Below are 25,492 nucleotides of genomic sequence, written 5' to 3' on the forward strand. Positions count from 1 at the left end.
TCCAAAGGCCCAATCAAAGTTTAATGTGGAGACGCCCTTGAAACGTTACGTCTGTTCCTTCTGCTTGATTGCCTGCAGCGTCCTGGCGCTGGCCTTGGCCGGGGCTGCTTCGGCCGAATCGCTAACCATCAACGCGGCGATCAACAAGGCGGGCCGCCAGCGCATGCTGTCTCAGCGCATGGCCAAGGCTTACTGCCAGGCTGGCCTCGGTGTTGAAGTCGAACGTTCGAAGAAGGTCCTCGAACAGTCCGTGGCGCTCTTTGACAAGCAGCWCATGGAGCTGAAGGCGTTCGCGCCCACGCCGGAGATCAAGGACATCTACGCCAGGCTCGAGCAGACCTGGATTCCCTATAAGCAGTTGCTGTCCGGCGGCGATCCGAATCTCGATAGCGCGAAAGCAATCGCAAGAATGAGCGAGGACGTGCTGAAACTTGCGCAACAGGGAACCCTCCTGCTCGAGAAACATTCCGGCACCGTGACGGGTAAGCTGATCAACGTTGCCGGCCGCCAGCGGATGCTCTCGCAGAGAATCGCCAAGATCAGCATGTTCCGCGCCTGGGGCATTAGCTCCCCCCAGATGGCGCAGGATCTGGACACGGCTACCAGGGAATTCGCAGCCGCGCAGGAACTTCTTACCGCAGCACCGCAAAACACAGAGGCAATCCGTCGCGAACTGCAGCTTGCCGGCTCGCAGTGGCTGTTCTTTGAAGAGGCGCTCAATCTGACCGGGGTCAGTCGCGCGGAACAGTTGAGAAACATCGCCACGACCAGCGAGCGTATTCTCCAGGTGATGGACGGCGTCACCAGCCTGTATGAAGGGATGCCCAAGTAGCGTGGGAGCGTGCACGAGCTATGCCAGACGCGCCTTTACAGGCAGCCACGCTTGCAATGCGCTGCCAAGCGCACAGCTTTTCCGCAGCGACGGCAGGTCCATGTTATGACGAGGGTTCGATTCCCTTCACCGCTCCATCGTGACTCTGGCTCATGCCTGGTTCGAGTCACGGCCCAGGGCCACGGGCATTTCCGCAGCCGGAGCCCGCAGCCACGGCAGCCGACGACGCGCTGGACAGGTGGTCCGAACCAGGTTTGTGCTGGGACTTCATCTGGCTGTCTACAGTGAAGGGCCGGTTCTTCTACTGGGGCATGATGCAGGATGCCAAGCCATTTCCGGCGGCCACCCGTGCTTCGTTCAATGCGAGCGCCTCAGTTGTCGGCAAGGCCTTACCTGCGGGCTGCGCAACGAAAGGCGCATCGGATACGCCCAAGCAGGGCGGAAAGTCCGTCGGGAGAAGCCACTTCGCCAAGAAGGTGCCCAGCGCGTCGAGCAGCACGTCGGAACTCAGCCCTTGCGCGCCGCCAAGGCGCGGACTCAGTACCAGCGCGGTCTGATCATGCTCGAAAACCTGCAAGCGCCGCACCAAATCGGCCGGCTGCAGGAGCACGTCGGCTCCCTCCACGTCCTCGAAGCCGAACGCATGCAAATAGTCGCGCGCGTGGCGTTCACCGAGGCACAGTACCACGCGGGGCCGGTACTGGCGGCGCAGCGACGATATGAAGCGAAAGCGCCCACCGAGGCGACACAGGTGTAAATACTCCGACTTGACACCCAGCACCTGCAACTCGCGGAGTACCTTGCTCCAGGGCAATGTGTAATCTGTCCTCTCAGGCAGTGGGAAGAGATTCAGCTTGAATTCCCATCCATTCGGCGCATAGAGATATCGGTCAAAGTACTCCCGTGCATCGATCGGAATGYGCCCCGGAGGCAAGGCGGCTGACCGCGCTGCAGCCAACATCCGTGCGATGCGGTAATGCGACTGCCAGCGCGGCAATAGGTGGGCATGGCGCGAACGGAACTCCCTATCCCATGCCCCGGGTATCGGCTGCCCCTGCAACGCTACCGATATCGGTACGCAGTCAGACAGCGGGGCCACGTCGCACACCCAGATGGCGGCGGCCAGGTTGCCGCCATCCATCCCCGCAAACGACGTAAATGCAAGGTCCAGCTCCGCACGACTAAGTGCGGAGAGTCGAGGTTGCTGCATCCGATTCAAATCCTCATGGATCGCGCGCGAGGCAAGCTGACGATCGCCAGTCTGGCTATGTTCAAAGCCAAAAGAATAAGAGTGCAGTTCCCTTCGCTGTCTGAGCAAATCTGAGCAAACCGGCGGCCCGCACCATGCGGCCTTGGTGTCAGACCCCGGCACTAGCCGTCGATCACGATCTTCTGGTAGACCCGGTAGCCCTCGCCCCGCACTGTCGATACGGGCAACCGCAGGCCGCCCACCTGCTCGACTTTGCGGCGCAGGCGCCGCATCTGGGTATCCAGTCGACGCTGGTCGTAATGGAGGTAATCCTCGCCAAGCGCTCGCACGATGGCCTTGCGCGTCACGCATTCATCGCCGCTGGCGAGGGCATGCAGGACCGTGTAATCCTGCGCAGACAGTGGAATGGGCGGGAACCCCGGCGGGGTCAGCGTAGGGGGCTTGGCGGACAGCCGCCAATGTGCTTCCACCGACGAGCCATCGGACAGCAAACGCTCCTCTGCCAGCGCGAGGGCCCGGTCAGAAATATCGCGGGCCACCGCCACCCGCTGGTTCTTGCACTCGGACAAGCGTGCCGACCACATGATGTGCGCGATACTGCCGTCCTTGCGCACATAACGATTCTCAAAATGACGCTGCAGATAGCCAGCCTATTTCTTTGTGTTTTGYAGAGCGGTGTGAGGACGAGTGCGCTACGCGCTGCCAAGCGTTGCAGGCGTGTCGCGAGCGCGAATAGTAGCAAGAAGGGTAGCAAGAAGGCAGTTCGGCCGCAGGCGGCTTTTCTGTCACACGCCTCCATGCCGGTGCGGTATCCAATCCCAGGGAAAAAAGCGGGTGACCGAGGTTCGGAATAGTGCGCTGTGGTGCACATGATGAATCCGAGTCATTCCACGCAAAGTCCGATAATCGCCCGTGACATGTTGCGAAGCAGCAAATCGCCTTGTTGCCGCTCTTTTAAAGGTGTATCGTAAATACATGTTTAGGGGGTGCGGGCCGGCCACCCACCTCTCATGAACGATCGCAATCGCAACGCTCAAAACTTGGAGCCCATCATGCAAGCCCCCATCAACCCGTCGGCAGACCTCGATACGCATCACAATGCCGCCGGCCTTTCCGACCGCGTCGCCTTGGCCATCACGATGACGTTGCGCTTTTTCGCCGATACATTTTTTGCCAAGCGCTATGGGAACCGCGCCATCGTGCTCGAAACCGTGGCGGCGGTGCCTGGCATGGTTGGTGGCATGCTGGTCCATCTGCGTTGCCTGCGCTGGATGGTGGCCGATGAAGGGTGGATTCGCACTCTGCTCGAGGAAGCAGAGAACGAACGGATGCACCTGATGACGTTCATCCAGCTCGCCCGGCCGAGCTGGTTTGAGCGAGTCGTGATCTTGCTCGTGCAGGCCGCCTTCTTCGTGACCTACTTCCTTCTGTATCTGGTGTCCGCCCGGACCGCGCACCGGCTGGTTGGGTATTTCGAAGAACAAGCTGTGATCAGCTACACCCTCTACCTAGCCGAAATCGATGCTGGTCGCGTCGAGAACGTTTCCGCCCCAGCGTTCGCGATCGAATACTGGAACCTGCCCACTAATGCCCGCCTGCGTGACGTGGTAGTGGCGGTGCGCGYCGACGAGGTCGGTCACCGTGATGTCAACCATGGCTTCGCCAACGCCCTCACAACCAGGGCAACTTTCAGTCAAGCCGAGTAAGCGGAGCCCCACGACAAAGAGATGCCCGCCTTTAAACGGCGGGCCTTTTGCCAGGTGCAATTGAGGGCATCCCTCAAGCCGGCTAGCCGGCGACAACCGCTTTGGAGAATCTCGCGGTAGCACTCAGTACCGCAAGCACCGACGCGGTAACGATGTTCGGGTGCTTTCCCACGCCGAAGCGCGAACCCGGTAAACCAGGCCATGCCGTTTCTACGATCGCCATTGCCAAAGCGTCCGCACCCGTGCTAAGGCTGCGCTCCTCGTAGCTGTCGATCCGCAATGGCAGGCCAAGGGCAGCGACCGTTGCCGCGATGGGGCCATTGCCGACGCCTTGGCGCGTCAGCACAGTCCCGTCCGGTGACGCCAGTTCCAGTTCAATGACCTGGCCCTCCGGCGTATCGAACAGACGATGATGTCGATAGGCATGACCTGCTTTGTCATCGCCATGGACGAGATAGGTTTTCTCGAAGACGGCCCAGATCTGCTCGCTGGTCAGCTCGGCTTCGCTGGCATCGGCCAGTTCCTGAACGATGGCGCTGAATTCGATCTGCATGCGGCGCGGTATCACCACGCCGTAATCGCGTTGCAGGAGAAACGCAATGCCGCCTTTGCCCGACTGGCTGTTGACACGCACGATGCTGTCGTAGGTGCGTCCCAGGTCGTGCGGATCAAGCGGCAGATAAGGAACACGCCAGATCCCGTTGGGGTCCTGCGCGGCAAAACCTTTGGCAATGGCATCCTGATGCGAACCGGAAAATGCGGTAAACACCAGATCGCCGACGTAGGGATGACGCGGGTGAATAGGCAAGGCGGTGCATTCCTCGGCAATGCGCGCGACCGCGGCAATGTCGGAAAAATCCAGTCCCGGCGCGATGCCCTGCGTGTACAGGTTCAGTGCCAGCGTCACGACATCCAGGTTACCGCTGCGCTCGCCATTGCCGAACAGGCAGCCCTCGACCCGCTGCGCGCCCGCCAGCATCGCCTGCTCGGCGCATGCGATACCCGTCCCACGGTCGTTATGCGGATGCACCGACAGCACGATATGCTCACGCCGCTCCAACCTGCGGTGCATCCATTCGATCTGATCTGCAAAGACATTGGGCGTGGAAACTTCGACCGTCGTGGGGAGATTGACGATCATGGGCCGTTGCGGTCCGGCATCCCATGCCCGGATGGCGGCATTGCACACGGCGAGCGACGCATCCAATTCCGCCATGCAGAAGGTCTCGGGAGAATACTGGAGCACCCATTCCGTTTGCGGATGTTGCGCGATCAGCTTTCCGAACAACGCGATATGGTGCTCAACCATCTCGATGATCTGCGGCACGCTCATGCCGAAGACGATTTCGCGCCAGGCCGGAGCGATGGCATTGTAGAAATGCACAATCACCCGGCGCGCGCCCTGAACACTGCGTACGGTTTCCTCGATCAGGTCTTCGCGCAATTGCGTCATGACCATCGGGGTCACGTCATCCGGTATGAGATTTGCGTCGATCAGATGACGCACGACTTCGAAGTCAGTTCTGGACGCAGCGGGGAAGCCCACCTCGATTTCCTTGAAACCGATGCGTACCAGTTCGTTGAACAAGCGCAGCTTGCGCTCGCGATTCATCGGCTCGAACAGAGCCTGATTACCGTCCCGCAGATCGGTCGAAAGCCAGATGGGGGCCTGGGAGAATCCGACGTCGACGCTCTATCAGGTAAAAGGTGGCCGCTGGGTTCCGGTAACGACGATTGGGGCCGAATGACGTGACGTTTTCCCTATTACGTGAGGGAAGTGTTAGGAGCCTGGCGATCGCGTGGCCCCCGGGTAGCAACCTGCGCCGGCTTGCGCGTTGCTGCCACCCCCAGGACCGCGGCTGGATATCGAGCCGTGGGCGGTCGCTGCCTGCAGGCTTTCGCGGCTGTCGGGGTCCCACTCAAACCAATGGGATCGCCGCACTCCTTCTTATATAGCGTAATAATTTAACATAACGTCCATGTGCCAATTGGCTTGTTGTAGCGGCTAAGCAATGTCCGTAGCGAAGGTCAATCCTTGTTAACGCCATCTTTCGAGGCCTTCATCCCTAGCTTCGAGCGAAAGTCCGAGCGAAAGTGCAGAGTGCCTGGCGATGGGGCCTGCAATGACATGGGAGACAAACTGGGCGCCAGCATGCGATCATCGATACCCTCGGATTTCACGCAAAGCCACGTGCCATGCCGGCGGCAGACAGGGGTGTTCGCTCTGCTGCCAGTCCCCAACGACAGCGAAGGAAGAATCGCGCTCATGACGCAACAAACCATTTTCAGCCTCGAACCCAACCCGAACGCGCTCGACGCGGCCACGCGGGATGCACTGATGCGCGACCCCGCGTTCGGCCGCGTCTTCACTGACCATATGGTGACGATCACCTGGCGTGAAGGACAGGGCTGGCAGGACGCCAAGGTCACCGCCCGCAAGCCGTTCTTGATCGATCCGGCGTGCTCTGTACTCCACTATGGCCAGGAGATCTTCGAGGGCATGAAGGCCTATCGTGGCGCGGATGGCGCCGTGACACTGTTCCGCCCGCTCGAGAATGCGCGCCGCTTCCAGGCGTCGGCCAAGCGCATGGCCATGCCGGCGTTGCCCGAATCGCTCTTTCTGGAAGCGATCGAGCAACTGGTGCGGGTCGACCAGGCCTGGGTGCCGCATGGCTCGGGCAGCCTCTACCTGCGTCCCTTCATGTTTGCGAACGAGGTGTTCCTCGGCATCAAGCCTGCCTCCGAGTTCATTTTCTGCGTGATCGCCTGTCCGGTGGGCCCGTACTTCAAGGGCGGCGACAAGGCGGTCTCCGTCTGGGTATCCGAGAACTACACGCGCGCCGCGCCCGGCGGCACCGGCGAGGCGAAGTGCGGCGGTAACTATGCCGGCAGCCTGGTCGCACAAAGCGAGGCCACCGCGAACGGATGCKACCAGGTGGTCTTCCTGGATGCCGCCGAGCACCGCTGGGTGGAGGAACTCGGTGGCATGAACATCTTCTTCGTGATGGACGACGGCACCCTGGTCACGCCGCCMCTTAGCGGCTCGATTCTTCCGGGCATCACCCGGGCTTCGGTGATCGAACTGGCCAGGGAGATGGGCATGGTGGTGGAAGAGCGACGGTATTCGTACCCGGAGTGGGAGGCGGACGCCCAAAGCGGACGCCTGGCCGAGGCCTTTGTTTGCGGAACGGCGGCGACGCTGGTGGCCATTGGCGAAGTGCGGTCCGCGCGCACGCGCTTCGCGATCGGCAACGGCGCCGCCGGCAACACCGTCAAGGTGCTAAGGGAGCGGCTGGTGGAGATTCAGCGCAACCAGGCCGCTGGCCCTGCCGGCTGGGTCCATCACGTTGGTTTGTAAGGGTGCCTTGCGGGACGCTTACGCTCGGGCTTACGTTCGGGCTTGCCTGATCTGCCGCTTGGCAAACGGCAGGCCAGACCGGAAGCCATCGCGCACCCCGGATTCCCGCCTCGCTGCGCCATGCCGGCCCCGCGCTAGCCGCGGGCCGTCATGCTGACTCCACGCCGTCCTCCATCCCGCATGACACGCTGATCTTCTCGATCAGACCGAGCAGCAGCGGCGCATAGCGCGCCACATCACGCGGCTTTTCGCTGGGCTTGTGCGGGAAGCTGATATTGAGTCCATACCACTGGTGGTCCGGCCCGCGGAACGCCGCGCCCACGGCGGTCAGGTGACCCGGCTGGTAGTTGGCGGTGCAATAGCCTTGCGCCTGGGACTGGGCAATGCCACGCGACAATTCCTTGTGCAAGGCCGGCCATTCGCCGCCAGCCTTCTCCGCGATCCGTGCGAGGAAATGGTCGCGCACGCCGGCCGGCACCGCGGCCAGCCACGCCATGCCGATCGAGGTCAGTTCCATGGGAACGCGCGTGCCGGGCGCTACGCGCCGGGTGCGCGATACGCTGTCGCGGCTGTGGCGCACCGCGGCCAGGTAGACCATGGCGGTCTGGTCGGGCACGGCCAGGCCGACATTGACCTTTTCCGCCTCGGCGATCTCGCGCATCAGCGGCAGGGCGATATCGGGCACCGTGGTGGCGTGGTGGAAGGCGTCCGCCAGGCTCACCACCACGGCCGCCAGCCGATAGGCGCGCTCGGTGGCGTCGTAGCACAGGAAGCCGCTGTCCACCAGCGAGCGCGTGAGGCGGCTGACGGTGGGGCGCGGCAGGCCGGTGCGCGCAGCCAGGTCCGCATTGGTCAGGCTGGAAGAGCCGACGCGGAACGCGCGCAGCAGCAGCAGGCCACGCTCGAGCGACTGACTGCCTCCGGTCTGGCGCGTGAACTGGCCGGTGCTGTGCGTGAGTTCGCGGCTCGAGGGCGATTTGACGGGGGAATCCGGGTCGGAAGCGGGGGCGGAATAGGGTTGCGGATCAGGCATGTCGTTGGCCGCAGGCCCGCCAATCCAGCGTCGGCGTGCTGCAAGTAATTTCGGTATTCGAAATTGTAGTGTAGCGCGGGAATCCGCATCGGCGAATACTGGGTGCCTTTCCACTACCCGGAGCCCTTCGCCATGACCTCGGCATCCAGCCCCGAAATCGTCCTKACACGCGACCAGCATGTTGCGCAGATCGAGATCTCCCGCCCGCCCCACAATTTTGTCGACGCCGATGTGATGCGCCGGCTGGCTGAAGCGCTGCTGCAACTTGACGAGGACGACAACTGCCGCGCCATTGTGCTGTCATCCGGCGTGGGCGCTTTCTGCGCCGGGGCCGATTTCAGCGGCGCCGATCAGGGCAGCGTCTCGCGCGACCCATCGGCCTTCTACGCACAGGCCATGAAGCTGTACCGCAACCGCAAGCCCATCGTGGCGGCTGTTGCGGGTGCCGCGATCGGCGCGGGGCTGGGCCTGGCGCTGGTGGCGGATTTCCGCGTCACATGCCGTGAAGCGCGCTTCAGCGCCAGCTTCAACCGGCTCGGTTTCCATCCCGGCTTTGGCATGAGCGTGACGCTACCGCGCCTGGTCGGCGAGCAGCAGGCCGCGCTGCTGTTGTACACGGGCAGGCGTATCGACGGCGAGGAAGCGGTGCGCATCGGTTTGGCCGACGAACTGGTGGCGCAGGCCGAGGTGCGTGCCCGCGCGCTGGCGCTCGCGCACGATATCGCGGCCTCGGCGCCGCTGGCCGTGGAAAGCACACGCGAGACGCTGCGCCTGGGGCTGGCCGACTGCATCGTGGCGGCCAACCAGCGTGAGCTGGCCATCCAGCGCGTGCAGTTCGCCACCGCGGATTTCCGCGAAGGCGTGGCGKCGATGGCCGAGCGCCGCGCGCCCGTCTTCCAGCGCCGCTGAGGGGGCCGCATGCAACATCAGAAACCCGTCTGCGCCGGCCCGCTCGAGGGAATTCGCGTACTCGACCTGACTTCCGTAGTGCTGGGCCCCCTGGCCACGCAATCGCTGGCCGACCTTGGCGCGGACGTCATCAAGATCGAAGGGCCGGAAGGCGACCTCATGCGCGCCAACGGCGTATCGCGCAACGCCGGCATGAGTTCAATCTACCTGGCGCTCAACCGCAACAAGCGTTCGGTGGTGCTGGACCTGAAAACGCCTGCGGGCGCTGCGGCGCTGCGGCGCCTGATCGCTGGCGCCGATGTGCTGATCCACAATATGCGCGTGGCCGCCATGGAGCGGCTGGGCTTTGGCTACGCCGCGGTGGCAGCGTTGAACCCGCGCATCGTCTACTGCGTGGCCACCGGCTTTGGCCAGGACGGCCCGCACCGCGACAAGCCGGCCTTCGACGACATCATCCAGGCCGCTTGCGGGCTGGTGTCGCTGSGCGCGGTTGCTGGCAGCCGGCCGGAGTATGTGCCCAGCCTGATCGCCGACAAGACCACCGGGATGGCGCTGGCCAACGCGGTGATGGCAGCACTGCTGTACCGCGAGCGCCACGGCAGCGGGCAAGCGGTGGAGGTACCAATGCTGGAAACCATGGCCAGCTTCGTGATGGCCGAGCACCTGGCGGGGTTGACCTTCGRGCCCGCCACCGGCGCGGCCGGCTATGCGCGCCTGCTGCAGGGCGGACGGCGGCCAGCGCAGACCGCGGACGGCTGGATCTGCGCGCTACCGTACACGGACCGTCACTGGAAAGCCTTTTTCCACGCCGTGGGCCGCGACGACCTGGGTGACAAGTACAACATCGCCAGCCGCGCGCAGCGCAACGTCCATATCCGCGCGCTGTACCAGCACCTCGCGGAGATCACCCCGACCCGTACCACAAAGGAGTGGATGGCGCTGTTCGAGACGCTGGATATCCCCGCCACGCCAATCTATACGCCAGACGAATTGCCGACGCATCCACACCTGGAAGCGGTCGGGCTGTTCCAGCAGACCGAGCATCCCACCGAGGGCCCGTTGCGCGAGATGCGGCCCACGACGCGCTTCTCCGCCACGCCGCTGTCGCTGCGCCGCCACGCGCCCACGCTGGGCGAGCACACCGATGAAGTGTTGCGCGAAGCCGGGCTAGCCCCTGAAGACATCGCCCAGCTGACACGCGGCCGGGACGCCGGCTGAAGCGGCACGCAAACAATAAAGGAGACATTGCATGAACTTCGTACTGGATGAAGAACACCAGATGCTCAAGGACCTGGTGGCGCGCTTCGTGCGCGAGCAGTTGATCCCGCTCGAAGCGGGCGTGCTGGCCCGCGAGGCAGAGGGCGGCCAGCTCACGCTGCTGCCGCAGGAGCAGGACAAGCTGGACGGGCTCTCGCGCGAGCTAGGCCTGTGGGGCCTGGATGCGCCGGCCGAGATGGGCGGCGCCGACCTGCCGGTGGTGGCCATGGTCGGCGTCAACGAGGAACTAGGCAAGACCGTCACACCCTACGACCTGCCGCCCGATTCACCGAACCTGCGCATGCTGCTCAAGACCGCCGACGCGGCCCAGCGTGCGCGCTACCTGGAACCCTACGCGCGCGGCGAGACCATTTCCGCCATCGCTATTTCCGAGCCTGGCGCCGGCGGCGACCCGGCCATGATGACCACCCGTGCCGAGCGCAACGGCGACGACTGGGTGCTCAACGGCCGCAAGATCTGGATCAGCCGCGCCGCCCGCGCCGACTGGACCATCGTGATGGCCGTGACCGACAAGACGCGCGGCGCCCGCGGCGGCATCTCCGCCTTTCTGGTCGACCGGGGCACGCCCGGCTTCAAGGTAGAACGGCGCATCCCCATGATCGGCGGCGCCTCCACCTACGAGGTGGTGCTGGAAGACTGCCGCGTTGCGCACACGCAGCTGCTCGGCGTGGAAGGCCAGGGCTTCGCGCCGATGCAGGCACGGCTGTCCAGCCGGCGCGTGCAGATGGCGGCCTGGTGCATTGGCCGCRCCCAGCGTGCGCTTGACATGCTGTGCGAGTACGCGCCGCAGCGCCGCACCTTCGGCGCCGCGCTGGCGGACCGGCAGGCAATCCAGTGGTGGGTGGCCGATGCCGCCACCCGCATCCACGCTTGCCGTCTGATGACTTACGAGGCCGCGGCACGCATTGACGCCGGCGACGAGGCGCGTACGCAGGTCTCGATGATCAAGGTATTCGCCACCGAGATGGCTTGGGACGTGATCGACCACGCGATGCAAGCCTTTGGCGCGATGGGCATGACCAAGGAAATGCCGTTGCAGCAGATGGCCAACGAGACGCGCTTGATGCGCATCTACGAAGGCCCGTCCGAAGTGCACCGATGGGTTATCGCGCGGGATCTGCTCGGCCTCAGGCGTTAGCCCGCCGCAAAAGCGAACCACTGAACCACTGAACCACTGAACCACTGAACCACTGAACCACTGAACCACTGAACCACTGAACCACTGACGCACCCGCACTGGCGGACCCCACTGCCAGGCGGAAGACCAAGGAGACAACATGACCCCAACCGTGAACTGTTCCCGGCGCCGCTTCGCTATCCTGGCCGGCACCGCCCTCGCAGCTAGCCTGGCAGGCGCGCCTTTCGCCGCGCTGGCGCAGCCGCAGGCATTTCCCACCCGGCCGATCCGCTTTATCGTGCCGTTCCCATCCGGCAGCGGTACCGACATGACCGCCCGCATGTTCGCCAAGAAGATCGGCGAGCTGACGGGGCAGGGCGTGGTGGTGGAGAACAAGCCGGGCGGCAATGGCTTTATCGGCGTGCAGACGCTGCTCAGCGCGCAGGCCGACGGATACACGGTGTTTATCGGCAGCAACTCCACGCTGTCCACCAATGCCGCCACCTTCCGCAAGCTACCTTACGATCCACTGACCGACTTCACGCCCATCACGCTGCTGTCGCGTGGGCCATGCCTGATCATCGTGCCCGCCAGTTCGCCGTACCACACGCTCAAGGCGCTGGTGGAGGACGCGCGCAAGCGGCCCGGCGCGCTCAACTACGGCACCGGCTCGGTGTCGTACACGCTTTACAGCGAATGGCTGAACGAGCAAAGCCGCATGAAGACCACTGCCGTGCCTTACAAGGGCGCGGGCGACGCGATCAACGGCGTGATGGCCGCCAACGTGGACTTCGCCGTGGTGGATGCCAGCGGCGCGATTGAGCTGGTCAAGGGCGGCAAGGTACGCGCGCTGGCCTACACCGCGCCTCAGCGCTCGCCGCTGCTGCCGGGCGTGCCGAGCGTGGCCGAAGCCGGCGTGCCGGACTTCCTGGCCTACAACTGGGTGGCGGCAGCGGTCTCCGCCAAGACACCCGCGCCCATCGCACAACGCCTTGGCGAACTGTTTGCCCAGGCCGGCGCCGCCGACGACGTCAAGGAGTATTACCAGCGCCAGTCCACCTCGCTGATCCTGTCCACGCCGGCAGAGCTGCGCGATTACCAGAAGGACGAAATAGCGCGCTGGAAGCGGCTGGCGGCGATCGCGAAGATCGAGCTGCAGTAAATAGAGCGCGCAGGGGGATCATGCCCCGTCGCTCGTCCTCCCCGCGCGGCCCTCTCCTTGGCACGTCCGCGGCAAGTGCCTTGACCTCCGCGATTGCGTCGCATTTCTGGTACCTTTTGAAGGCCTGTCTAGCCTGAAAGAAAAGGTTGGGCGATGGATGTAGATGGCTCAATTATCGGTGGATACGGTCAACTTTCATATCAAGAACGCAGTGCGCAAGTTGAACGCCACCAATAAGACCGGAGCCGTGGTACGGGCGGCCATGCTAGCCTGCCACACTAATTGCACTTTGCCAGGCGGGGTCCTCCTGGCTTCGGAGTCTGCTGTGTCGACCAGAAACATGGGCTGGCGGTATTCGTGGAGTGGTTCGAGGCGCTGATGCGGGCGTACCTGGGCGCCTGACAAGCGTGGAACAAATTAAACCTGTMACTACTTCATCATTAAATGCGTCAGTCGATACGGGGAAAGCGCGCTGGCGTCTGAAATCCGCGGTAACGCAGCGAAATCCCGCCCCGCAGCAGCGTCACCCGTTACGACGGCAACCTGATTTTGTGCAAACGTTTCGCTCAGCAGCTTTATCAGGAGTGCGCTTGTAGCCGGGGTGAACTCGGACGGATGGATCATGGCCCGGTTGCTTGCCGCCGCTGCTACAGCCAGCGCCAGATGCCCGCGGCCCAACCGGCGAGGGGGAGATGAGCCCAAGTTGCTGCGAGCCAGACGACGAGGCCGCCCAAAAGCGCGTGCAAGCCGAACCCGCCGAGCCGCGCACGGCCAGCGGCGATCGCCGCGAACGGCAGATAACTCGTCTTCGACTCCCATGCGGGCCAGAGATCGGGCTGGAGCTGCTCCTTCTTCCGGTCCTGCAGCGCGGCGCCGACGAGCGCGAGGATGACCATGGCCGCGGCGACTATGATGTTCTTGGCCACCGGGAACACCGCGATGTGGCACAGCCCCCAAAGGGCGAACGACCACATCATTGGGTGGCGCGTCACCGCGAACACGCCGCGCGCCGCTTCCGGGAACGCGCCGAGCCGACCGCCGGTGGGAAGCGCCGGGTTGCGGATCAGCGAACCCATCAGGAGGACCGACGCGATCAGCATGAGTGCGGTCATCACCGCCCAGAGGCCGTTCCCTACCGGCCATAGTGGTGCCGTCAGGGGCGCCTTTCGGTATGCCAGGATCAGCCAGCCGAGCGTCAAGACCGCAACCAGCGAATAGACGCCCTGGAACCCTGCTTCGCCAAGCGTGCGGACCAACCCCCTGCGCAGCGGATGGGACAAGAGAAAGTGGCTGCCCACGAAGGCGACTGCCGCCACCGCAACTGCGTTGGTGCTTCCCATTGGACCGGCTCCTCAAGTCGTATCGTGGGCTGACCGTATCGCCCCCAATTCGCGAAGATGCGTGGCCGGACTGATTAGACGCTGCCGGCATGGGGCGTGCTTCGCGATGGGGGGGCTTCATTTGGATATTCCGCCATCGCAATGCAAGCCGCCATCGAGCAGTCGGGCATTTGCCCATGTCACATATGCAGCGGCCAGTAATGAAGATTACTACTTGGGTGTCGCAAAAGCCAAGTTGACCATCCCGATTTCAGTTGCTTCCCACTCTCGTTTTCGGTGATTGACTAACCGAGTTGGAGGGGAACGCGTGGCGAGCTTTCTCGCAGCCTTCTCCGCCGCATCGTGCGCTTTCCCTTCCTTGCCGACGCCGTCCACCTTGGCATGCATGTGCTGAACGGCCGCTTCCTCGCGAGGCACCGCTGCAAACAATATATAAATATTGTTTTTGGCCGGGATTCCGGTTATGTTGGAGAGTTGGTTAGGCGGGACAAGCCCCCGCTGTGGAGATAGACAATGGAGAACACGGTACGGTCGGAGCGGTCCCGCCAGATCATCCTTGACGCGGCAATCGCCATCCTCGCGCGCGAGGGCCCTGGCCGGCTCACAATCGATGCCATCGCGCAAGAGGGCGGGATCAGCAAGGGGCGGGTGATGCACCAGTTCCGCACGAAAGCGGCCGTGGTGGAGGCGCTGCTGGACCAGCAGATCGAGTACTTCGACAAGTTCGCGAAGGACTACCTGGCCACTGCTGGCGCCGGGAATCCCGAGGCCCAGCTGTCGGAGCAGATCCTGGCGTTTCGCGAATCCGTCTCCCATCCACAGTCGCTGGTCTTTGCCATCCTCGGCTCCATTGCCGAGAATCCCGAGCTGCTGTCTGCGGTCAGGCAGAAGACGGCCGAGAAGGTGGTGCGCATCAAGGAGGAGGCGGAGGATCCCGATCTGGCGCTCCTGCGCTGGCAGGCTGCCCAGGGGATGGTGCTCGCAAAGATGCTGGGGCTCTGCCCGCTTGCGCCAGAGGAGCGCGACCGCTTGTTCGACCGGCTGCTCGACAGCCAGGCCTGGTCAACGCAACCCAAGGACAAGCCAAAGCCAAAGCCAGAGGCCAAGGCCAAGCCCCGGCAAAAAAAGTAGTCCGCGCTCGCCGGCGTCTAAGCCAACATCGAGCACTGGATCCACTTCAACGGGGCTGACCCGCGCAACCAAATGACTGCCACCATCGTCACCATCTTTCTCGTCGTCTACCTGGGGATGATTCTCGGTGGGCTCCCATTCCTGCAACTGGACCGGACGGGCGTGGCACTGCTTGGTGCGATTGCCTTGATCAGCGTCGATGCCGTGAGTCTGGAAGAGGCAGCGGGCTCCATCCATCTGCCGACCGTGATCCTGCTGTTCTCCTTCATGGTGGTGTCAGCGCAGATGCGGCTGGGTGGCTTCTACGACTGGGTTACGCACCGGTTCGTCTCATTGTCATTCAGCCCGCCCGGCCTGCTCGGGGCGCTCATCTTTGGCGTCGCGGCGCTGTCGGCCATCTTCAGCAACGACATCGTCTGCCTGGCCGTCGCCCCAGTGTTGATCGATGCCTGCCAACGGCGGCGCCTCGATCCAATGCCCTATCTGCTGGCGCTTGCCTGTGCCTCCAATATTGGCTCCGCCGCCACATTGATCGGGAACCCACAGAACATGCTGATCGGCCAGACGTTGCGCATGCCGTTTTTCGCCTATGTTGGCGAGGCGATGGTGCCAGTCACCTTTGGTCTGTTGGCAACATGGGTATTGATCACCTGGCAGGTAAAGGGTCGCTGGTCGGCTCCCGCAAGCGTTGCGGGAGCGGTCGATGAGGCGGCACGGCGTACCGACGAAGTGCCGCTGGACCGCTGGCAGACCACCAAGGGCCTCGCAGTTGCGGCAGTGCTACTGGTGGCCTTCCTTGTCGGGCCCTGGCCGCGCGAGCACGTGGCGCTCATCGGCGCGGGCGTGTTGTTGATGAGCCGCAAAATGCATTCCGCGCGCACACTCGGCCTCGTCGACTGGGAACTCCTGATCCTGTTCATGGCGCTCTTCGTCGTCAATCATGCGCTACAGCAATCCGGCGTCACCGCCGCCGTCATCGCCGACCTCGCCGCTGCCGGTCTTCACCTCGACCAGCTTGCGCCGCTATTCGGGGCCACCTTTGTTCTGTCGAACCTCGTATCGAATGTGCCGGCCGTGATGCTGCTACTGCCGCTGGCGCATCACGAGATGTCTGGACCGCTCCTTGCCTTGGTCAGTTCGCTGTCCGGCAACCTGTTCATTGTCGGTAGCATCGCGAACATCATCGTCGTGGATGCCGCGGCCAGGCGCAACATCCGAATCGATTGGCGTCGCCATGCGACAGTGGGTGTCCCGGTCACACTCGTGACCCTGGCGATATCCGCTGGCTACCTGGCCCTTCGCGTGCATTTCGGTGCTTCGGGGGGATAGCGGTAGACCCTGCTGCCATGTTCATTTGCGTGGCCGGATGCGTCCCCTATGCGCCTTGATCGTCGGACGTGCCCCTGCCGAAAGCTTCGCAGGCGTCGGCGCGGGCTCGCCCATCTGCAGCGCGATAAATCCCCGTTGCGGCTCCCCCCTTTACTCGGCGCGAATATTGGCCCGTGCCGCCAGCGCCCGCATCTCAGGAAGTTCCTTCTCGGCGCGCGCCTTGACCGCCACGCCGTTGCCGTAGGCGGGCGTCAGGCCGAGTTCAAGCATCCGGCTTTTGATCGCGGGCGCCGTCGCAACTTCCGCCAGGGCCTTCTCTAGCTTCTCCTGCACCGGTGCCGCAAGTCCGGCGGGCGCCAGCAGCGCGAACCACGACCCCATCTGGAAGCACGGATAGCCGCTCTCGGCCACTGTGGGTACCTGGGGCAGCGCGGGCTGCCGCTGCGCTGACAGCACCGCTACCGGCTTGATCTTGTGATCCTTGATCAGTGGCAGGCTGGCGACCACGCTATCGACCGCAACCTGAACCTGACCGCCGGCCAGCGCGGTCAGGCTTTGCGCGCTTCCGTTAAACGGTACGTGAACCATATGAACGCCGGTGGCCGACTTGAGCATCTCGCCGCCGAAATGCACTGAGGAGCCGGTACCGAACGAGCCATAGTAGAACTTGTCAGGCTGAGCCTTGGTCTGGATCACCAAGTCCTTGAGCGAGGTCACCGGAATCTCGGCGTTGACCAGCAGCACCAGGCTCAAGTCGGCGATCATCCCAAGCGGCGTGAAGCTCTTGGCCGGGTCGTAGTTCAGGTTTTGACGAATCGTCGGGTTCAGTGTGAGCGTGGTGCTCGAGCCAAGCAGCAGCGTGTAGCCGTCTGGCGCAGCCTTAGCCACCTGGGTGGCGCCGATCGCCGTGCTGGCACCGGGCTTGTTCTCGACCACGACGGCCTGGCCAAGCTTTTGCGAGAGGCCCGCCGCAAGCAGTCGGCCCAGCACGTCTGTGGCGCCGCCGGCGGCAAACGGCACGACCAGCTTGATCGGACGGTCGGGATAGGACTGCGCCTGCGCAGCGACCGGCGCCGTGGCCAGCATCACCGTCAGGCCGGTGCCTACAAAAAGGGGCTTCAGAGAAATTTTTGTCATCGGTGGATCAACTCCCTGCCTACGGTTCGGAAATACGGTTCAATTCAGGCGAGCGCCTTGAAATGATCAAGCGCCGCTCTTGGTATGGCCACGCCGATCACTCCGAACGCCCGCCCGTTCCCGGGCAGAACAGTGTTCCATACGTGGGTCGACATTCGATGCAAAAACCAGCCTTGCCTGGGTCAGGTTTGGATGCAAATCGACAACGGGGAAACCGTTTTAGGCGCTAGGCTGCGTCACGAATCCATCCAGCAGCTCTTTCTGCCATCATCAAGGTTGGGCTATTCGTATTGCCGCTGGTGATCGTTGGCATTGCGCCAGCATCCACGACTCTTAGGCCTTCCACTCCGCGGACCCGCATCCGTGAATCGAGAACCGCCATTCGGTCCTTGTCATCGCCCATCTTGGTCGTCCCGACGGGATGGAAGATCGTCGTTGCTATGTCGCCGGCCAGGCGGGCGAGGTCGTCGTCCGTCTGGAATTGGCTTCCAGGTTTCCACTCTATAGGGGAGTACCGCCGCAGTGCGTCCTGAGAGGCGATGTTCCTTGCGACCCTGATAGAGTCGGCTGCAACCTTCCTGTCGGTCTCTGTTGTGAGATAGTTTGGCGAAATCGCCGGTGCCACCTTGAAGTCGGGGCTCTTGAGCTTCACGGTTCCCCGGCTTGTCGGATTGAGATTGCAAACGCTTGCTGTGAACGCAGGGAACGCATGCAGCGGTTCACCGAATGCTTCCAGAGAGAGCGGCTGTACGTGGAACTGAATGTTGGGCCAGATTTGGTCTGGCGAGCTCGAGGTGAATACGCCTAGCTGTGAAGGTGCCATGCTCATGGGGCCACTACGCCGCGCCACATATTCCAGCCCGATCTTCGCTTTGCCCCAAAGACTGGCAGTCAGATGATTCAGCGTCTTGGCGCCTTCGATTTTGTAGCCATGTCTGGCAGCAACCCTTGTTGCAGTTTTCCTATCTCGTCGTAGGACCGCGTAACTGGGCAGCCAAGATACATGGCCAGGACTGGCGCGGACTAGCTGGCCTTCCGTGGCTGAAGACGCCGCCACAATCAGTCCATCATCGCTTGCTCGCATCGGTCTTCGGCCCGGGTTCCATGACCGGCGTAGAGCCTGCGCGGGTCGCCATGGTCGATCAGGAGGCGTCCATGATTGACTTGGTCAAGTCCGGTATCGGGTTGTCACTCATGCGTGACTCGATTGCCATGCGTGAACAACAGGAGCACGGACTAGTCGTTGCCGATCAAGCGAAACTCGACTGTGTACTCACATTCATTTGCTTGCACAGTCGCCGTGAGGATTCTGTCGTTGAGGCTTCGCGAAGCGCTCTTGCACGTGCTTGGTCGTTGTAGCTTGCCGTACCTCAACCTGATCCACGTCCAGCTTGATCGTTTCGAAGCCGGAAGCTATCGTCCGATCGGACGCGTGATCAGGGCGCGATCCCGAGACCATTTCGGCACAGCCGCGATGACATGCTGAAGCGGTAAACGACGAGTCCAATGGCAGCGATGATGCTCAGAGCGACAAAAGCGGCGCTATAGCCAAAATGATGCGCGACCCAACCAGCGAGCGCGGAACTCATTGCTGCGCCCAGCCCCTGGATCGCCATCACGGCGCCAAGGCCTGCATTGACGTGCCCAGTGCATTGCAGGATACGAGCCACGAGTCCTGGCAACGCGACGCCCAGCAGGCCCGCCCCGATCCCATCGAGGACTTGCACTGGAATCAGTGCCCAGGGTGATTCCCAACCTGCGGCAATCAGGCCGCGCAGCGGCAGAGCCAGCATAGCTGCCATGATCAGCGACCAATATCCGTGACGGTTGGCATACCGCCCAGCCAATAGCGCCACGGGAATCATGACCAGTTGGGCCACGACGATGGTCGTTGCCGTAAAGACGCTCGGGTCGGCCAGTCCGCGAGCGACGGCCGCTTGCGCGAACAAAGGCAGCATCGCAGCATTGCCCAAGTGGAACAACAGCATCGTGACTGCAAGCAGGCGCAAGTCGCGCGAATCCAGCAGGGCCCGTAGCAAAGGGGGGGCGGAACGTTGTCTCGCGCAGAAGAGTTTGGACCGGACTCACCGCCACGGGCCAGTTCGTGGTCGATATCCTGCGGTCGAATCTTCCACAGACAGGCGAGTGCCGCGCACGCCATCAGCATCATCAGAACGAGCACGGCGGAGAGCCCCCAGCGGTAGCCCGCGAGCCCGGCCACTGCTGCCGCGGCCACATTGCCGGCATGGTTCCAGGCCTCGTTGATGCCCAACTGCCGGGGCACGTCTTTCTGGCCGACGATGCCCAGGGTCATGCCATGACGGYGGTACCCATCAATGCACCAGCAACGGCCGTGACGATTTGCGAAGCGACAGCAATGCCGAACGAAGGTACCTTCCACAAGACCATCGTGGCGAGAATGAGCACGATGGTGCTGCCCGCCAGAAGCAGTCGCTTGTGGCGTGACGCATCGACCCATGCACCCATTGGCGTGGTCGCCAGCACGCCTGCAATGCCGCCCGCAGCCATGACGTAGCCGATGTCATCGGCTCGCCAGCCGCGGCCGGCCAGAAGCACGCCGAGGAACGGCCCCAGTCCGTCACGGACGTCGGCCAGGAAGAGGTTCAGGCCAGAAAGCCACCTCCGCGAGCTGGCGTGCGTCGAGGGCATGAAAAGCATTGCCATCATCGTTTCCTAGTGCAATGGGCCTTTGAAAACGAAGAAGGCACCCAAGCAGATGAAGCCAAAGCCCAGCAGATGGTTGAGTGTGAGCCGCTCGCCGAGATAGACCACGGAAAAGACGGCAAAGACAACCAGCGTAATGACCTCTTGCATCGTCTTGAGTTCTGCAGCGCTGTAGATGGCGTGACCGATCCTGTTGGCGGGAACCGCGAAGCAGTACTCGGCCAGGGCGATTAGCCAACTCACCAGCACCACCAGGTAAAGCGGGCGGTCGCCGAACTTGAGGTGGCCATACCAGGCCATCCCCGACCTCCCTCCCTGGCTTGTCTTCGGTCACCTGTTGGCTCCAAAAAAACAAACCGACTGTATTGTTTGCAAATTGATTGCGAGACGCTATACTGCGTCGCAAGGCAGCTCTCGCTACGTCACAGTCCTGCACTTCCGTGGATCACGCTAAACACCGGCGCTTTCTGGCGCTGTGGATGCGTGCGCCTGTCTGCAGCGGGGAGGGGCTGCTTCACAGTTCAGGAAACAGAACCAGAGTCGACCATCGCTTGGATTCACAAGCATGGCGCATCCACTAAATGGCCTCTGACCTCGCATTCCATAGCGAACGTGGTCCGTCGGCAAATCAATGAAGGGATTTCAAATGCTCGCCTCCAATACAACGAACCGACTCCTGCTGATCGCACTATTTGCCGTGGTCATGACGGGTTGCGCGAGCACAAAGCCCGTGGCCTATTCCGGCATTTCATCGTCAACCGTGCTGACAACCAACGCCAAAGAGGAAGCCGAGCGCATGCCGTATAGCTATGCGACGGCGGTGGACTGGCGGAAATACACGTCGGTCATCGTTGACCCGGTTGAAATCTACAAAGGCCGCGACCATCAGTTCGACGATATGTCTGCTGACGATAAAGCCGCGCTCGCGAGCTACATGCAATCRCAATTTTCCGAGAAACTGAAAACGCGCTTCGCGATCGTGAACAGCCCGGCCCGGGACACGTTGCGCCTGAAGCTGACATTGACCGGTGCGAGCGCCACTACCCCAGTCCTCGGGCCGTTGTTGCGCTTCGACATTGCTGGCGGGCTCTACAACGGGGTGCAGGCAATCCGGGGGCGAGAGGGCGCGATGACGGGCTATGTCATCTACGCCGTCGAGATCTTCGATGCGCAGAGCAATCGGCTTCTCAAGGCGTACATCACCAAGCAATACCCGAATGCCATGAACGTTGTCGCCAATTTCGGCGCATTGACTGCGTCCAAGACCGGCATCGACAAAGGCGCGGACGCGCTCGTGGAACAACTCCGGTGACCACGTCGCCGCCACGCGTCACGCTTGCCGGCTGGCTTTAAGCCGGGCAGCAAGCGGCATCCGCCGGAGCTGAGTCATGGACCTCAGGAGTTGTGCCGCCATTGTCGTCGCATGGGTGGCGCTTTGCATTGGCTGCGGCTGGATAGCTGGCCGGATGGCGCAGTGGCTGGCAATGCCGTGATCCGCGTAGTTGAGCACAACACATGCCGCTTCTCTTTGCCATGCGCGAGTCTGCCTTGCGCCTGCGAGCTACTGCAATGCCCCCGTTTACAAAGCAAGACGTGTCGGCTCGCCCAGCGAGCCTCGCGCACCTGGTCGCCTGCAAATACTGTGACGCTGTCCATCAGCGAGCTGGTCTCGCCGAGGGCGAACGCGCACTGTGCCGACGTTGCGGCGGTCTGTTGTATCGCCAGAGTCAGCGCGCCTATCACCGCCAGCTGCCGCTGGTGGTGACCGCACTGGTTCTTTTCATTCTCTCGGGCGCCTGTCCCATCGTCGAGATGGATCTCAAGGGCGTGCGCTCGCAGACCTCGCTGTGGGGCGCGATACAGGCCCTCTCGACCGGCCAGATGGTGCCGGTGGCGATCCTGGTGTTCGCTACCACCATCCTGTTTCCTTTGGCCGAGATGCTGATGCTGCTCTACCTGCTGGCCCCGATGGCCCGGCGCCGGGTGCCGCCGGGATTCGGTCGTCTCGTCCGCGCCATCCAGCAGGCCAGGCCGTGGGGCATGCTCGAAGTCTTCATGATCGGCGTGCTGGTCACACTGGCGAAGCTCTCGACCATTGCCCAGGTGCTGCCGGGCGTTGCGCTGTGGTCGCTCGCTGGGCTGATGATCGTGCTCGCCGTGATGCTCTGTTTCGACCCGCGCGACCTCTGGCGGTACCCGGGGGAGCAAACGCCACGATGACAATCACGACCGCTACGACCGCTACGACCGCGGCCTCGCTGGGCCTGCTGTCCTGCCACGCCTGCGCCGCGCTCAGCCCGCGCGATCTGGCGGGCGAACCCTGCCCGCGCTGCGGCGCCATCTTGCACCATCGCAAGCCGCAGAGCCTGACCCGCGCCTGGGCCTTCCTGCTGGCGGCCTACATGCTCTATATCCCTGCCAACCTGCTGCCGGTGATGGTGACGCAATCCATCTTCGGCACGCAGCGCGACACCATCTTCTCCGGCGTCATCTATCTGTGGATGTCGGGCGCCAGGCTGCTCGCCATCATCGTACTGATTGCGAGCATCGTCGTGCCRCTCTTGAAGCTGGCGATCCTTACCCTGTTGCTGATCACCGTGCAATTGGGCTCAGGCTGGCGCATCCACCAGCAGACCCGCCTCCATGGCCTGGTTGAGCTGATTGGACGCTGGTCGATGCTCGACATCTTCGTGGTCGCGCTATTGGCTTCGCTGGTACGGGCCGGCACGCTGGCGACCATTGTTCCGGGCGGCGGGGCGATTGCCTTCGGCTCCGTGGTAGTGCTCACGATGATGGCTTCACTAAGTTTCGACCCACGCCTGCTGTGGGATTCGCTGGATGCAAGTCATGTCCGATCCTGAGGCATCCGTGCCGCTTCTGCCTTCTTCCACCTTGCTGCCGCCACCACAGCCGCCGATGCCCGGGCCGGAACGCCGGCAGCGGGGGCGCTGGATACCCTCGCTCGTCTGGCTGGTCCCCATTGCCGCTGCCGTGATCTCGCTGTGGTTGCTGATCCACACCTTGGCCGAGCGCGGCCCAACGGTCACGGTGAGCTTCCGCTCGGCCGACGGACTCATCCCCGGCAAGACCCCGGTGCGCTATAAGGCCGTGGATATCGGCCTCGTCAAGTCACTGCGGCTGGCGCCGGACCGCTCGCATGTCGTCGCGACGATCGAGCTGACTAGCGACGCCGAGAGTTTCTCGAGCCAGGACACCCGCTTCTGGGTGGTGCGCCCGAGGATCGCCGTCTCTGGCATCTCGGGCCTGGAGACGCTGGTGTCCGGCTCCTATATCGGCGTGGACGCCGGCAGGTGGGCGGTGCGCAGACGCGCCTTCACCGGGCTGGAAGCACCGCCTGTTGTCACCACCGATGCCTCCGGCACGCAGTTCGTGCTGCGCGCCGCGGACCTTGGCTCGCTCGATATCGGCTCTCCGGTCTACTACCGGCGTGTGCAGGTCGGGCAGGTGGTGGCCTATCGGCTCAATCCCGATGGCCGTGACCTGTCCGTCCGGGTGTTCATCAACAAGCCCTATGACCAGATGGTCACCGTGGATACGCGCTTCTGGCACGCCAGCGGCGTCGATATCAAGCTCGACTCGGGCGGGTTCAAGCTCAACACGCAGTCGCTTGCCACGATGTTGCTCGGTGGCGTTGCCTTCCAGGCGCCGGACGATGCCAAGGCTGCAGCAGTGGCAGGAGAAAACACCCAGTTCATGCTCGCCAGCGACCAGGCCAACGCCTTCAAGGCCTCCGACGAGCTTGCGCCCACGCTGGCCGTGCTCTACTTCGACCAGTCCGTGCGCGGCCTGTCTCCCGGCGCTCCGGTTGACTTTCGCGGTATCGCGGTGGGCCAGGTTCGATCCATCGGGATCGAATACCAGCGCGACAAGAAGGCCTTCCGCATGCCCGTCATCGTGGAACTATATCCTTCCCGCATTGGCTTATCCGCGCGCGACCTCGCGGATAAGCCCCACGCCAGGGGCATCGCCGATGTGCTGAACAAGCGCGGCCTCCGGGCGCAGCTGCGCACCGGCAACCTGCTGACGGGCCAGGTCTTTGTGGCGTTTGATTTCTTCGCTAACGCGCCACCGGTCAAGCTCAGCCTGGACACCCCCGTGCCCGAGCTCCCCACCATACCCGGGGCATTCGACGAACTGCAGGCCAAGTTGGGGGACATCGTTTCCAAGCTGGACAAGGTGCCGTTTGAGCAGATCGGCCAGGACCTCCGGACCACGATGGCGTCACTGGACAAGATGCTGAGCAACGCCGACAAGCTGGTGGCCCAGGTCAACGGCGACGTGATGCCGCAAGTCGCCACCGTGCTGCGGGATGCGCACCAGACACTGCAGGTGGCCAATGGCGCGCTCGACGCAAACGCGCCGATGCAGCAAGACGCGCGCCGCATGCTGCAGGAGTTGACGCGCACCGCCATCTCGCTGCGCACCTTGACCGATTATCTGGAAGGGCACCCGGAAGCCGTGGTGCGCGGCAAGACGGAGCAGGAGGCACCATGGTGAGGCGCTTCAATCCGCTGCGGCTGGCCGCGGGTGCGGTGATCGCCTTTGCCGCTGCTGTGCTGGCCGGCTGTGCTTCGCCGCAGGCGCGGTACTACACGTTGTCGCTGCCGGCACTGGCGCGTCCCGCGGCCACGCCAGCGCCCGGCCAGGCCACGGCGCCTGTGTGGATCGAAGTGGCACCCGTTCGCGTGCCGGAGCGCGTCAACCGGGTCAATCTTGTCCTGAGCGACGGCAATGGCAGGCTCAGGCTATTGGCGCAGGATCGCTGGTCGGCATCGCTGCCGGATGAGTTTCGGGACGCGCTGTCCCAGCGATTGCAGGCGAGCCTGGGCGCGGTCGATGCCTACCAGCATGGCAGGTCCGGCGCGGAGCCGCTTTACCGCGTCAGCGCGGAAGTGGTGCAGATCGATGCCCAGATCGACGAACGCGTCAGCGCCATCGTCAACTGGACCGTGCGCCGAATGCCCGATGGCAGGGTGACGGTGGGCCACACACGGGCGGAGTTGGCCGCGCCGGGTGGCGTGGACGGCGTTGTCGCTGGCTATCAGCAGGTAGTGGTCAACGCTGCTGCCGATATCGCGGCGGCTGTGCGTTCGCTACGGCTGTGAGTCTCGCGCGGCGTGGCCTCTGTGGCGCATCGCCTGGTGCCTCAAAATATCAATCAATAAAATTGAACAAGTTATCCGACGAACTCATCACATCGACGGCCGGCTCTGCCATAAAGTTCAACCTATGGACGGATCGGCG

Annotated in this window: 24 protein-coding genes and 3 pseudogenes; 16 read left to right on the forward strand and 11 right to left on the reverse strand. The window is 63.2% G+C overall.

Annotated features, from left to right (window positions below; translation table 11 throughout):
- Nucleotides 1-37: 37 nt before the first annotated feature.
- The gene (locus AC1DS3_RS07305) at nt 38-832 is read left to right on the forward strand and encodes a type IV pili methyl-accepting chemotaxis transducer N-terminal domain-containing protein (protein WP_477126921.1); all 795 of its coding nucleotides are present in this window, start codon (nt 38-40) and stop codon (nt 830-832) included.
- A gap of 301 nt (nt 833-1,133) precedes the next feature.
- Here AC1DS3_RS07305 and AC1DS3_RS07310 read toward each other — a convergent pair whose 3' ends face one another.
- Nucleotides 1,134-2,042 carry a transcriptional regulator gene (locus AC1DS3_RS07310; protein WP_477126922.1) on the reverse strand — a complete coding sequence of 303 codons (909 nt, stop codon included), beginning with the start codon at nt 2,040-2,042 and terminating at the stop codon, nt 1,134-1,136.
- 161 nt (nt 2,043-2,203) lie between these two features.
- On the reverse strand, nt 2,204-2,626 hold the full coding sequence (locus tag AC1DS3_RS07315) for a winged helix-turn-helix domain-containing protein (RefSeq protein WP_477126923.1): 423 nt from the start codon (nt 2,624-2,626) through the stop codon (nt 2,204-2,206).
- Between the two features lie 468 nt (nt 2,627-3,094).
- Between AC1DS3_RS07315 and AC1DS3_RS07320 the strand changes: the two genes are divergently transcribed.
- Nucleotides 3,095-3,748 carry an alternative oxidase gene (locus tag AC1DS3_RS07320; protein ID WP_477126924.1) on the forward strand — a complete coding sequence of 218 codons (654 nt, stop codon included), beginning with the start codon at nt 3,095-3,097 and terminating at the stop codon, nt 3,746-3,748.
- 82 nt (nt 3,749-3,830) lie between these two features.
- On the opposite strand, the pseudogene AC1DS3_RS07325 reads toward AC1DS3_RS07320, so the two are convergent.
- A pseudogene (locus tag AC1DS3_RS07325) lies at nt 3,831-5,423 on the reverse strand (2-isopropylmalate synthase); the annotation flags it as partial.
- 591 nt (nt 5,424-6,014) lie between these two features.
- On the opposite strand from AC1DS3_RS07325, the gene AC1DS3_RS07330 reads away from it, so the two are divergent.
- Nucleotides 6,015-7,106, forward strand: a complete 1,092-nt coding sequence (locus AC1DS3_RS07330; RefSeq protein ID WP_477126925.1) for a branched-chain amino acid aminotransferase — start codon at nt 6,015-6,017, stop codon at nt 7,104-7,106.
- Nucleotides 7,107-7,254: 148 nt separating this feature from the next.
- Here AC1DS3_RS07330 and AC1DS3_RS07335 read toward each other — a convergent pair whose 3' ends face one another.
- Nucleotides 7,255-8,139 (reverse strand): IclR family transcriptional regulator, encoded by an 885-nt coding sequence (locus tag AC1DS3_RS07335; RefSeq protein WP_441631129.1) that lies wholly within the window; start codon nt 8,137-8,139, stop codon nt 7,255-7,257.
- Between the two features lie 132 nt (nt 8,140-8,271).
- Here AC1DS3_RS07335 and AC1DS3_RS07340 point away from each other — a divergent pair, with 132 nt between their 5' ends.
- The 5 genes and pseudogenes from AC1DS3_RS07340 to AC1DS3_RS07360 form a co-directional block, all read left to right on the forward strand.
- Entirely contained in the window at nt 8,272-9,048 is a 777-nt protein-coding gene (locus AC1DS3_RS07340; protein WP_477126926.1) for an enoyl-CoA hydratase/isomerase family protein, read from the forward strand.
- A 9-nt stretch (nt 9,049-9,057) separates the two neighbouring features.
- On the forward strand, nt 9,058-10,266 hold the full coding sequence (locus AC1DS3_RS07345) for a CaiB/BaiF CoA transferase family protein (RefSeq protein ID WP_477126927.1): 1,209 nt from the start codon (nt 9,058-9,060) through the stop codon (nt 10,264-10,266).
- Between the two features lie 31 nt (nt 10,267-10,297).
- Nucleotides 10,298-11,464, forward strand: coding sequence for an acyl-CoA dehydrogenase family protein (locus tag AC1DS3_RS07350; protein WP_477126928.1), 1,167 nt, complete (start codon nt 10,298-10,300; stop codon nt 11,462-11,464).
- Nucleotides 11,465-11,603: 139 nt separating this feature from the next.
- Nucleotides 11,604-12,605 (forward strand): Bug family tripartite tricarboxylate transporter substrate binding protein, encoded by a 1,002-nt coding sequence (locus AC1DS3_RS07355; RefSeq protein ID WP_441631137.1) that lies wholly within the window; start codon nt 11,604-11,606, stop codon nt 12,603-12,605.
- A gap of 172 nt (nt 12,606-12,777) precedes the next feature.
- Nucleotides 12,778-12,873, forward strand: a pseudogene (locus tag AC1DS3_RS07360) (LuxR C-terminal-related transcriptional regulator); the annotation flags it as partial.
- A gap of 161 nt (nt 12,874-13,034) precedes the next feature.
- Here AC1DS3_RS07360 and AC1DS3_RS07365 read toward each other — a convergent pair.
- Together AC1DS3_RS07365 and AC1DS3_RS07370 are read right to left on the reverse strand one after the other, a co-directional pair.
- Nucleotides 13,035-13,229, reverse strand: coding sequence for a hypothetical protein (locus AC1DS3_RS07365; protein WP_441631139.1), 195 nt, complete (start codon nt 13,227-13,229; stop codon nt 13,035-13,037).
- A 23-nt stretch (nt 13,230-13,252) separates the two neighbouring features.
- The gene (locus AC1DS3_RS07370) at nt 13,253-13,945 is read right to left on the reverse strand and encodes an NnrU family protein (RefSeq protein WP_441631141.1); all 693 of its coding nucleotides are present in this window, start codon (nt 13,943-13,945) and stop codon (nt 13,253-13,255) included.
- A gap of 513 nt (nt 13,946-14,458) precedes the next feature.
- Here AC1DS3_RS07370 and AC1DS3_RS07375 point away from each other — a divergent pair.
- Complete coding sequence (locus AC1DS3_RS07375) at nt 14,459-15,076, forward strand: TetR/AcrR family transcriptional regulator (protein WP_441631143.1); 618 nt, start codon at nt 14,459-14,461, stop codon at nt 15,074-15,076.
- A gap of 72 nt (nt 15,077-15,148) precedes the next feature.
- A complete protein-coding gene (locus AC1DS3_RS07380; RefSeq protein WP_441631145.1) occupies nt 15,149-16,405 on the forward strand; it encodes an anion transporter in 1,257 nt (418 codons plus the stop codon).
- Between the two features lie 150 nt (nt 16,406-16,555).
- Here the strand turns inward: AC1DS3_RS07380 and AC1DS3_RS07385 are convergent, their stop codons facing one another.
- Both AC1DS3_RS07385 and AC1DS3_RS07390 read right to left on the reverse strand, forming a co-directional pair.
- On the reverse strand, nt 16,556-17,542 hold the full coding sequence (locus tag AC1DS3_RS07385; protein ID WP_441631147.1) for a Bug family tripartite tricarboxylate transporter substrate binding protein: 987 nt from the start codon (nt 17,540-17,542) through the stop codon (nt 16,556-16,558).
- Between the two features lie 226 nt (nt 17,543-17,768).
- Nucleotides 17,769-18,470: pseudogene (locus AC1DS3_RS07390) on the reverse strand (GMC family oxidoreductase); the annotation flags it as partial.
- Here AC1DS3_RS07390 and AC1DS3_RS07395 point away from each other — a divergent pair.
- The gene (locus tag AC1DS3_RS07395; protein WP_441631465.1) at nt 18,359-18,901 is read left to right on the forward strand and encodes a LysR substrate-binding domain-containing protein; all 543 of its coding nucleotides are present in this window, start codon (nt 18,359-18,361) and stop codon (nt 18,899-18,901) included. The pseudogene AC1DS3_RS07390 and the gene AC1DS3_RS07395 sit on opposite strands and share 112 nt — an antisense overlap.
- 77 nt (nt 18,902-18,978) lie before the next feature.
- Here AC1DS3_RS07395 and AC1DS3_RS07400 read toward each other — a convergent pair whose 3' ends face one another.
- The 3 genes from AC1DS3_RS07400 to AC1DS3_RS07410 all read right to left on the reverse strand — a co-directional run bounded on the left by AC1DS3_RS07400 (nt 18,979) and on the right by AC1DS3_RS07410 (nt 20,527).
- On the reverse strand, nt 18,979-19,551 hold the full coding sequence (locus AC1DS3_RS07400; RefSeq protein WP_477126929.1) for an MFS transporter: 573 nt from the start codon (nt 19,549-19,551) through the stop codon (nt 18,979-18,981).
- Between the two features lie 301 nt (nt 19,552-19,852).
- Nucleotides 19,853-20,230 (reverse strand): hypothetical protein, encoded by a 378-nt coding sequence (locus AC1DS3_RS07405; RefSeq protein ID WP_477126930.1) that lies wholly within the window; start codon nt 20,228-20,230, stop codon nt 19,853-19,855.
- A gap of 6 nt (nt 20,231-20,236) precedes the next feature.
- Nucleotides 20,237-20,527, reverse strand: a complete 291-nt coding sequence (locus tag AC1DS3_RS07410; protein WP_441631148.1) for a DMT family protein — start codon at nt 20,525-20,527, stop codon at nt 20,237-20,239.
- Between the two features lie 346 nt (nt 20,528-20,873).
- Here AC1DS3_RS07410 and AC1DS3_RS07415 point away from each other — a divergent pair, with 346 nt between their 5' ends.
- From AC1DS3_RS07415 to AC1DS3_RS07435, 5 genes are all read left to right on the forward strand, one after another.
- The gene (locus tag AC1DS3_RS07415; RefSeq protein ID WP_441631150.1) at nt 20,874-21,539 is read left to right on the forward strand and encodes a DUF3313 domain-containing protein; all 666 of its coding nucleotides are present in this window, start codon (nt 20,874-20,876) and stop codon (nt 21,537-21,539) included.
- A gap of 257 nt (nt 21,540-21,796) precedes the next feature.
- Nucleotides 21,797-22,447, forward strand: coding sequence for a paraquat-inducible protein A (locus AC1DS3_RS07420; protein WP_441631467.1), 651 nt, complete (start codon nt 21,797-21,799; stop codon nt 22,445-22,447).
- On the forward strand, nt 22,444-23,088 hold the full coding sequence (locus tag AC1DS3_RS07425; protein ID WP_441631152.1) for a paraquat-inducible protein A: 645 nt from the start codon (nt 22,444-22,446) through the stop codon (nt 23,086-23,088). The genes AC1DS3_RS07420 and AC1DS3_RS07425 overlap by 4 nt, the downstream gene beginning before the upstream one ends.
- Nucleotides 23,075-24,745, forward strand: coding sequence for a PqiB family protein (locus AC1DS3_RS07430; protein WP_441631154.1), 1,671 nt, complete (start codon nt 23,075-23,077; stop codon nt 24,743-24,745). Before AC1DS3_RS07425 ends, AC1DS3_RS07430 begins: the two co-directional genes overlap by 14 nt.
- Nucleotides 24,739-25,353, forward strand: coding sequence for a PqiC family protein (locus AC1DS3_RS07435; protein ID WP_441631156.1), 615 nt, complete (start codon nt 24,739-24,741; stop codon nt 25,351-25,353). The genes AC1DS3_RS07430 and AC1DS3_RS07435 overlap by 7 nt, the downstream gene beginning before the upstream one ends.
- Nucleotides 25,354-25,492 lie beyond the last annotated feature (139 nt).

The sequence above is a fragment of the Cupriavidus sp. 01L46 genome (genome assembly GCF_056399905.1).

Bases quoted from the DNA above. Each gene is read 5' to 3' on its own strand.
- AC1DS3_RS07315 (WP_477126923.1), bottom strand. From the start codon at position 2,626: ATGTGGTCGGCACGCTTGTCCGAGTGCAAGAACCAGCGGGTGGCGGTG.
- AC1DS3_RS07335 (WP_441631129.1), bottom strand. From the start codon at position 8,139: ATGCCTGATCCGCAACCCTATTCCGCCCCCGCTTCCGACCCGGATTCC.
- AC1DS3_RS07355 (WP_441631137.1), top strand. From the start codon at position 11,604: ATGACCCCAACCGTGAACTGTTCCCGGCGCCGCTTCGCTATCCTGGCC.
- AC1DS3_RS07365 (WP_441631139.1), bottom strand. From the start codon at position 13,229: ATGATCCATCCGTCCGAGTTCACCCCGGCTACAAGCGCACTCCTGATA.
- AC1DS3_RS07370 (WP_441631141.1), bottom strand. From the start codon at position 13,945: ATGGGAAGCACCAACGCAGTTGCGGTGGCGGCAGTCGCCTTCGTGGGC.
- AC1DS3_RS07375 (WP_441631143.1), top strand. From the start codon at position 14,459: ATGGAGAACACGGTACGGTCGGAGCGGTCCCGCCAGATCATCCTTGAC.
- AC1DS3_RS07380 (WP_441631145.1), top strand. From the start codon at position 15,149: ATGACTGCCACCATCGTCACCATCTTTCTCGTCGTCTACCTGGGGATG.
- AC1DS3_RS07385 (WP_441631147.1), bottom strand. From the start codon at position 17,542: ATGACAAAAATTTCTCTGAAGCCCCTTTTTGTAGGCACCGGCCTGACG.
- AC1DS3_RS07410 (WP_441631148.1), bottom strand. From the start codon at position 20,527: ATGGCCTGGTATGGCCACCTCAAGTTCGGCGACCGCCCGCTTTACCTG.
- AC1DS3_RS07420 (WP_441631467.1), top strand. From the start codon at position 21,797: ATGCCCCCGTTTACAAAGCAAGACGTGTCGGCTCGCCCAGCGAGCCTC.
- AC1DS3_RS07430 (WP_441631154.1), top strand. From the start codon at position 23,075: ATGTCCGATCCTGAGGCATCCGTGCCGCTTCTGCCTTCTTCCACCTTG.
- AC1DS3_RS07435 (WP_441631156.1), top strand. From the start codon at position 24,739: ATGGTGAGGCGCTTCAATCCGCTGCGGCTGGCCGCGGGTGCGGTGATC.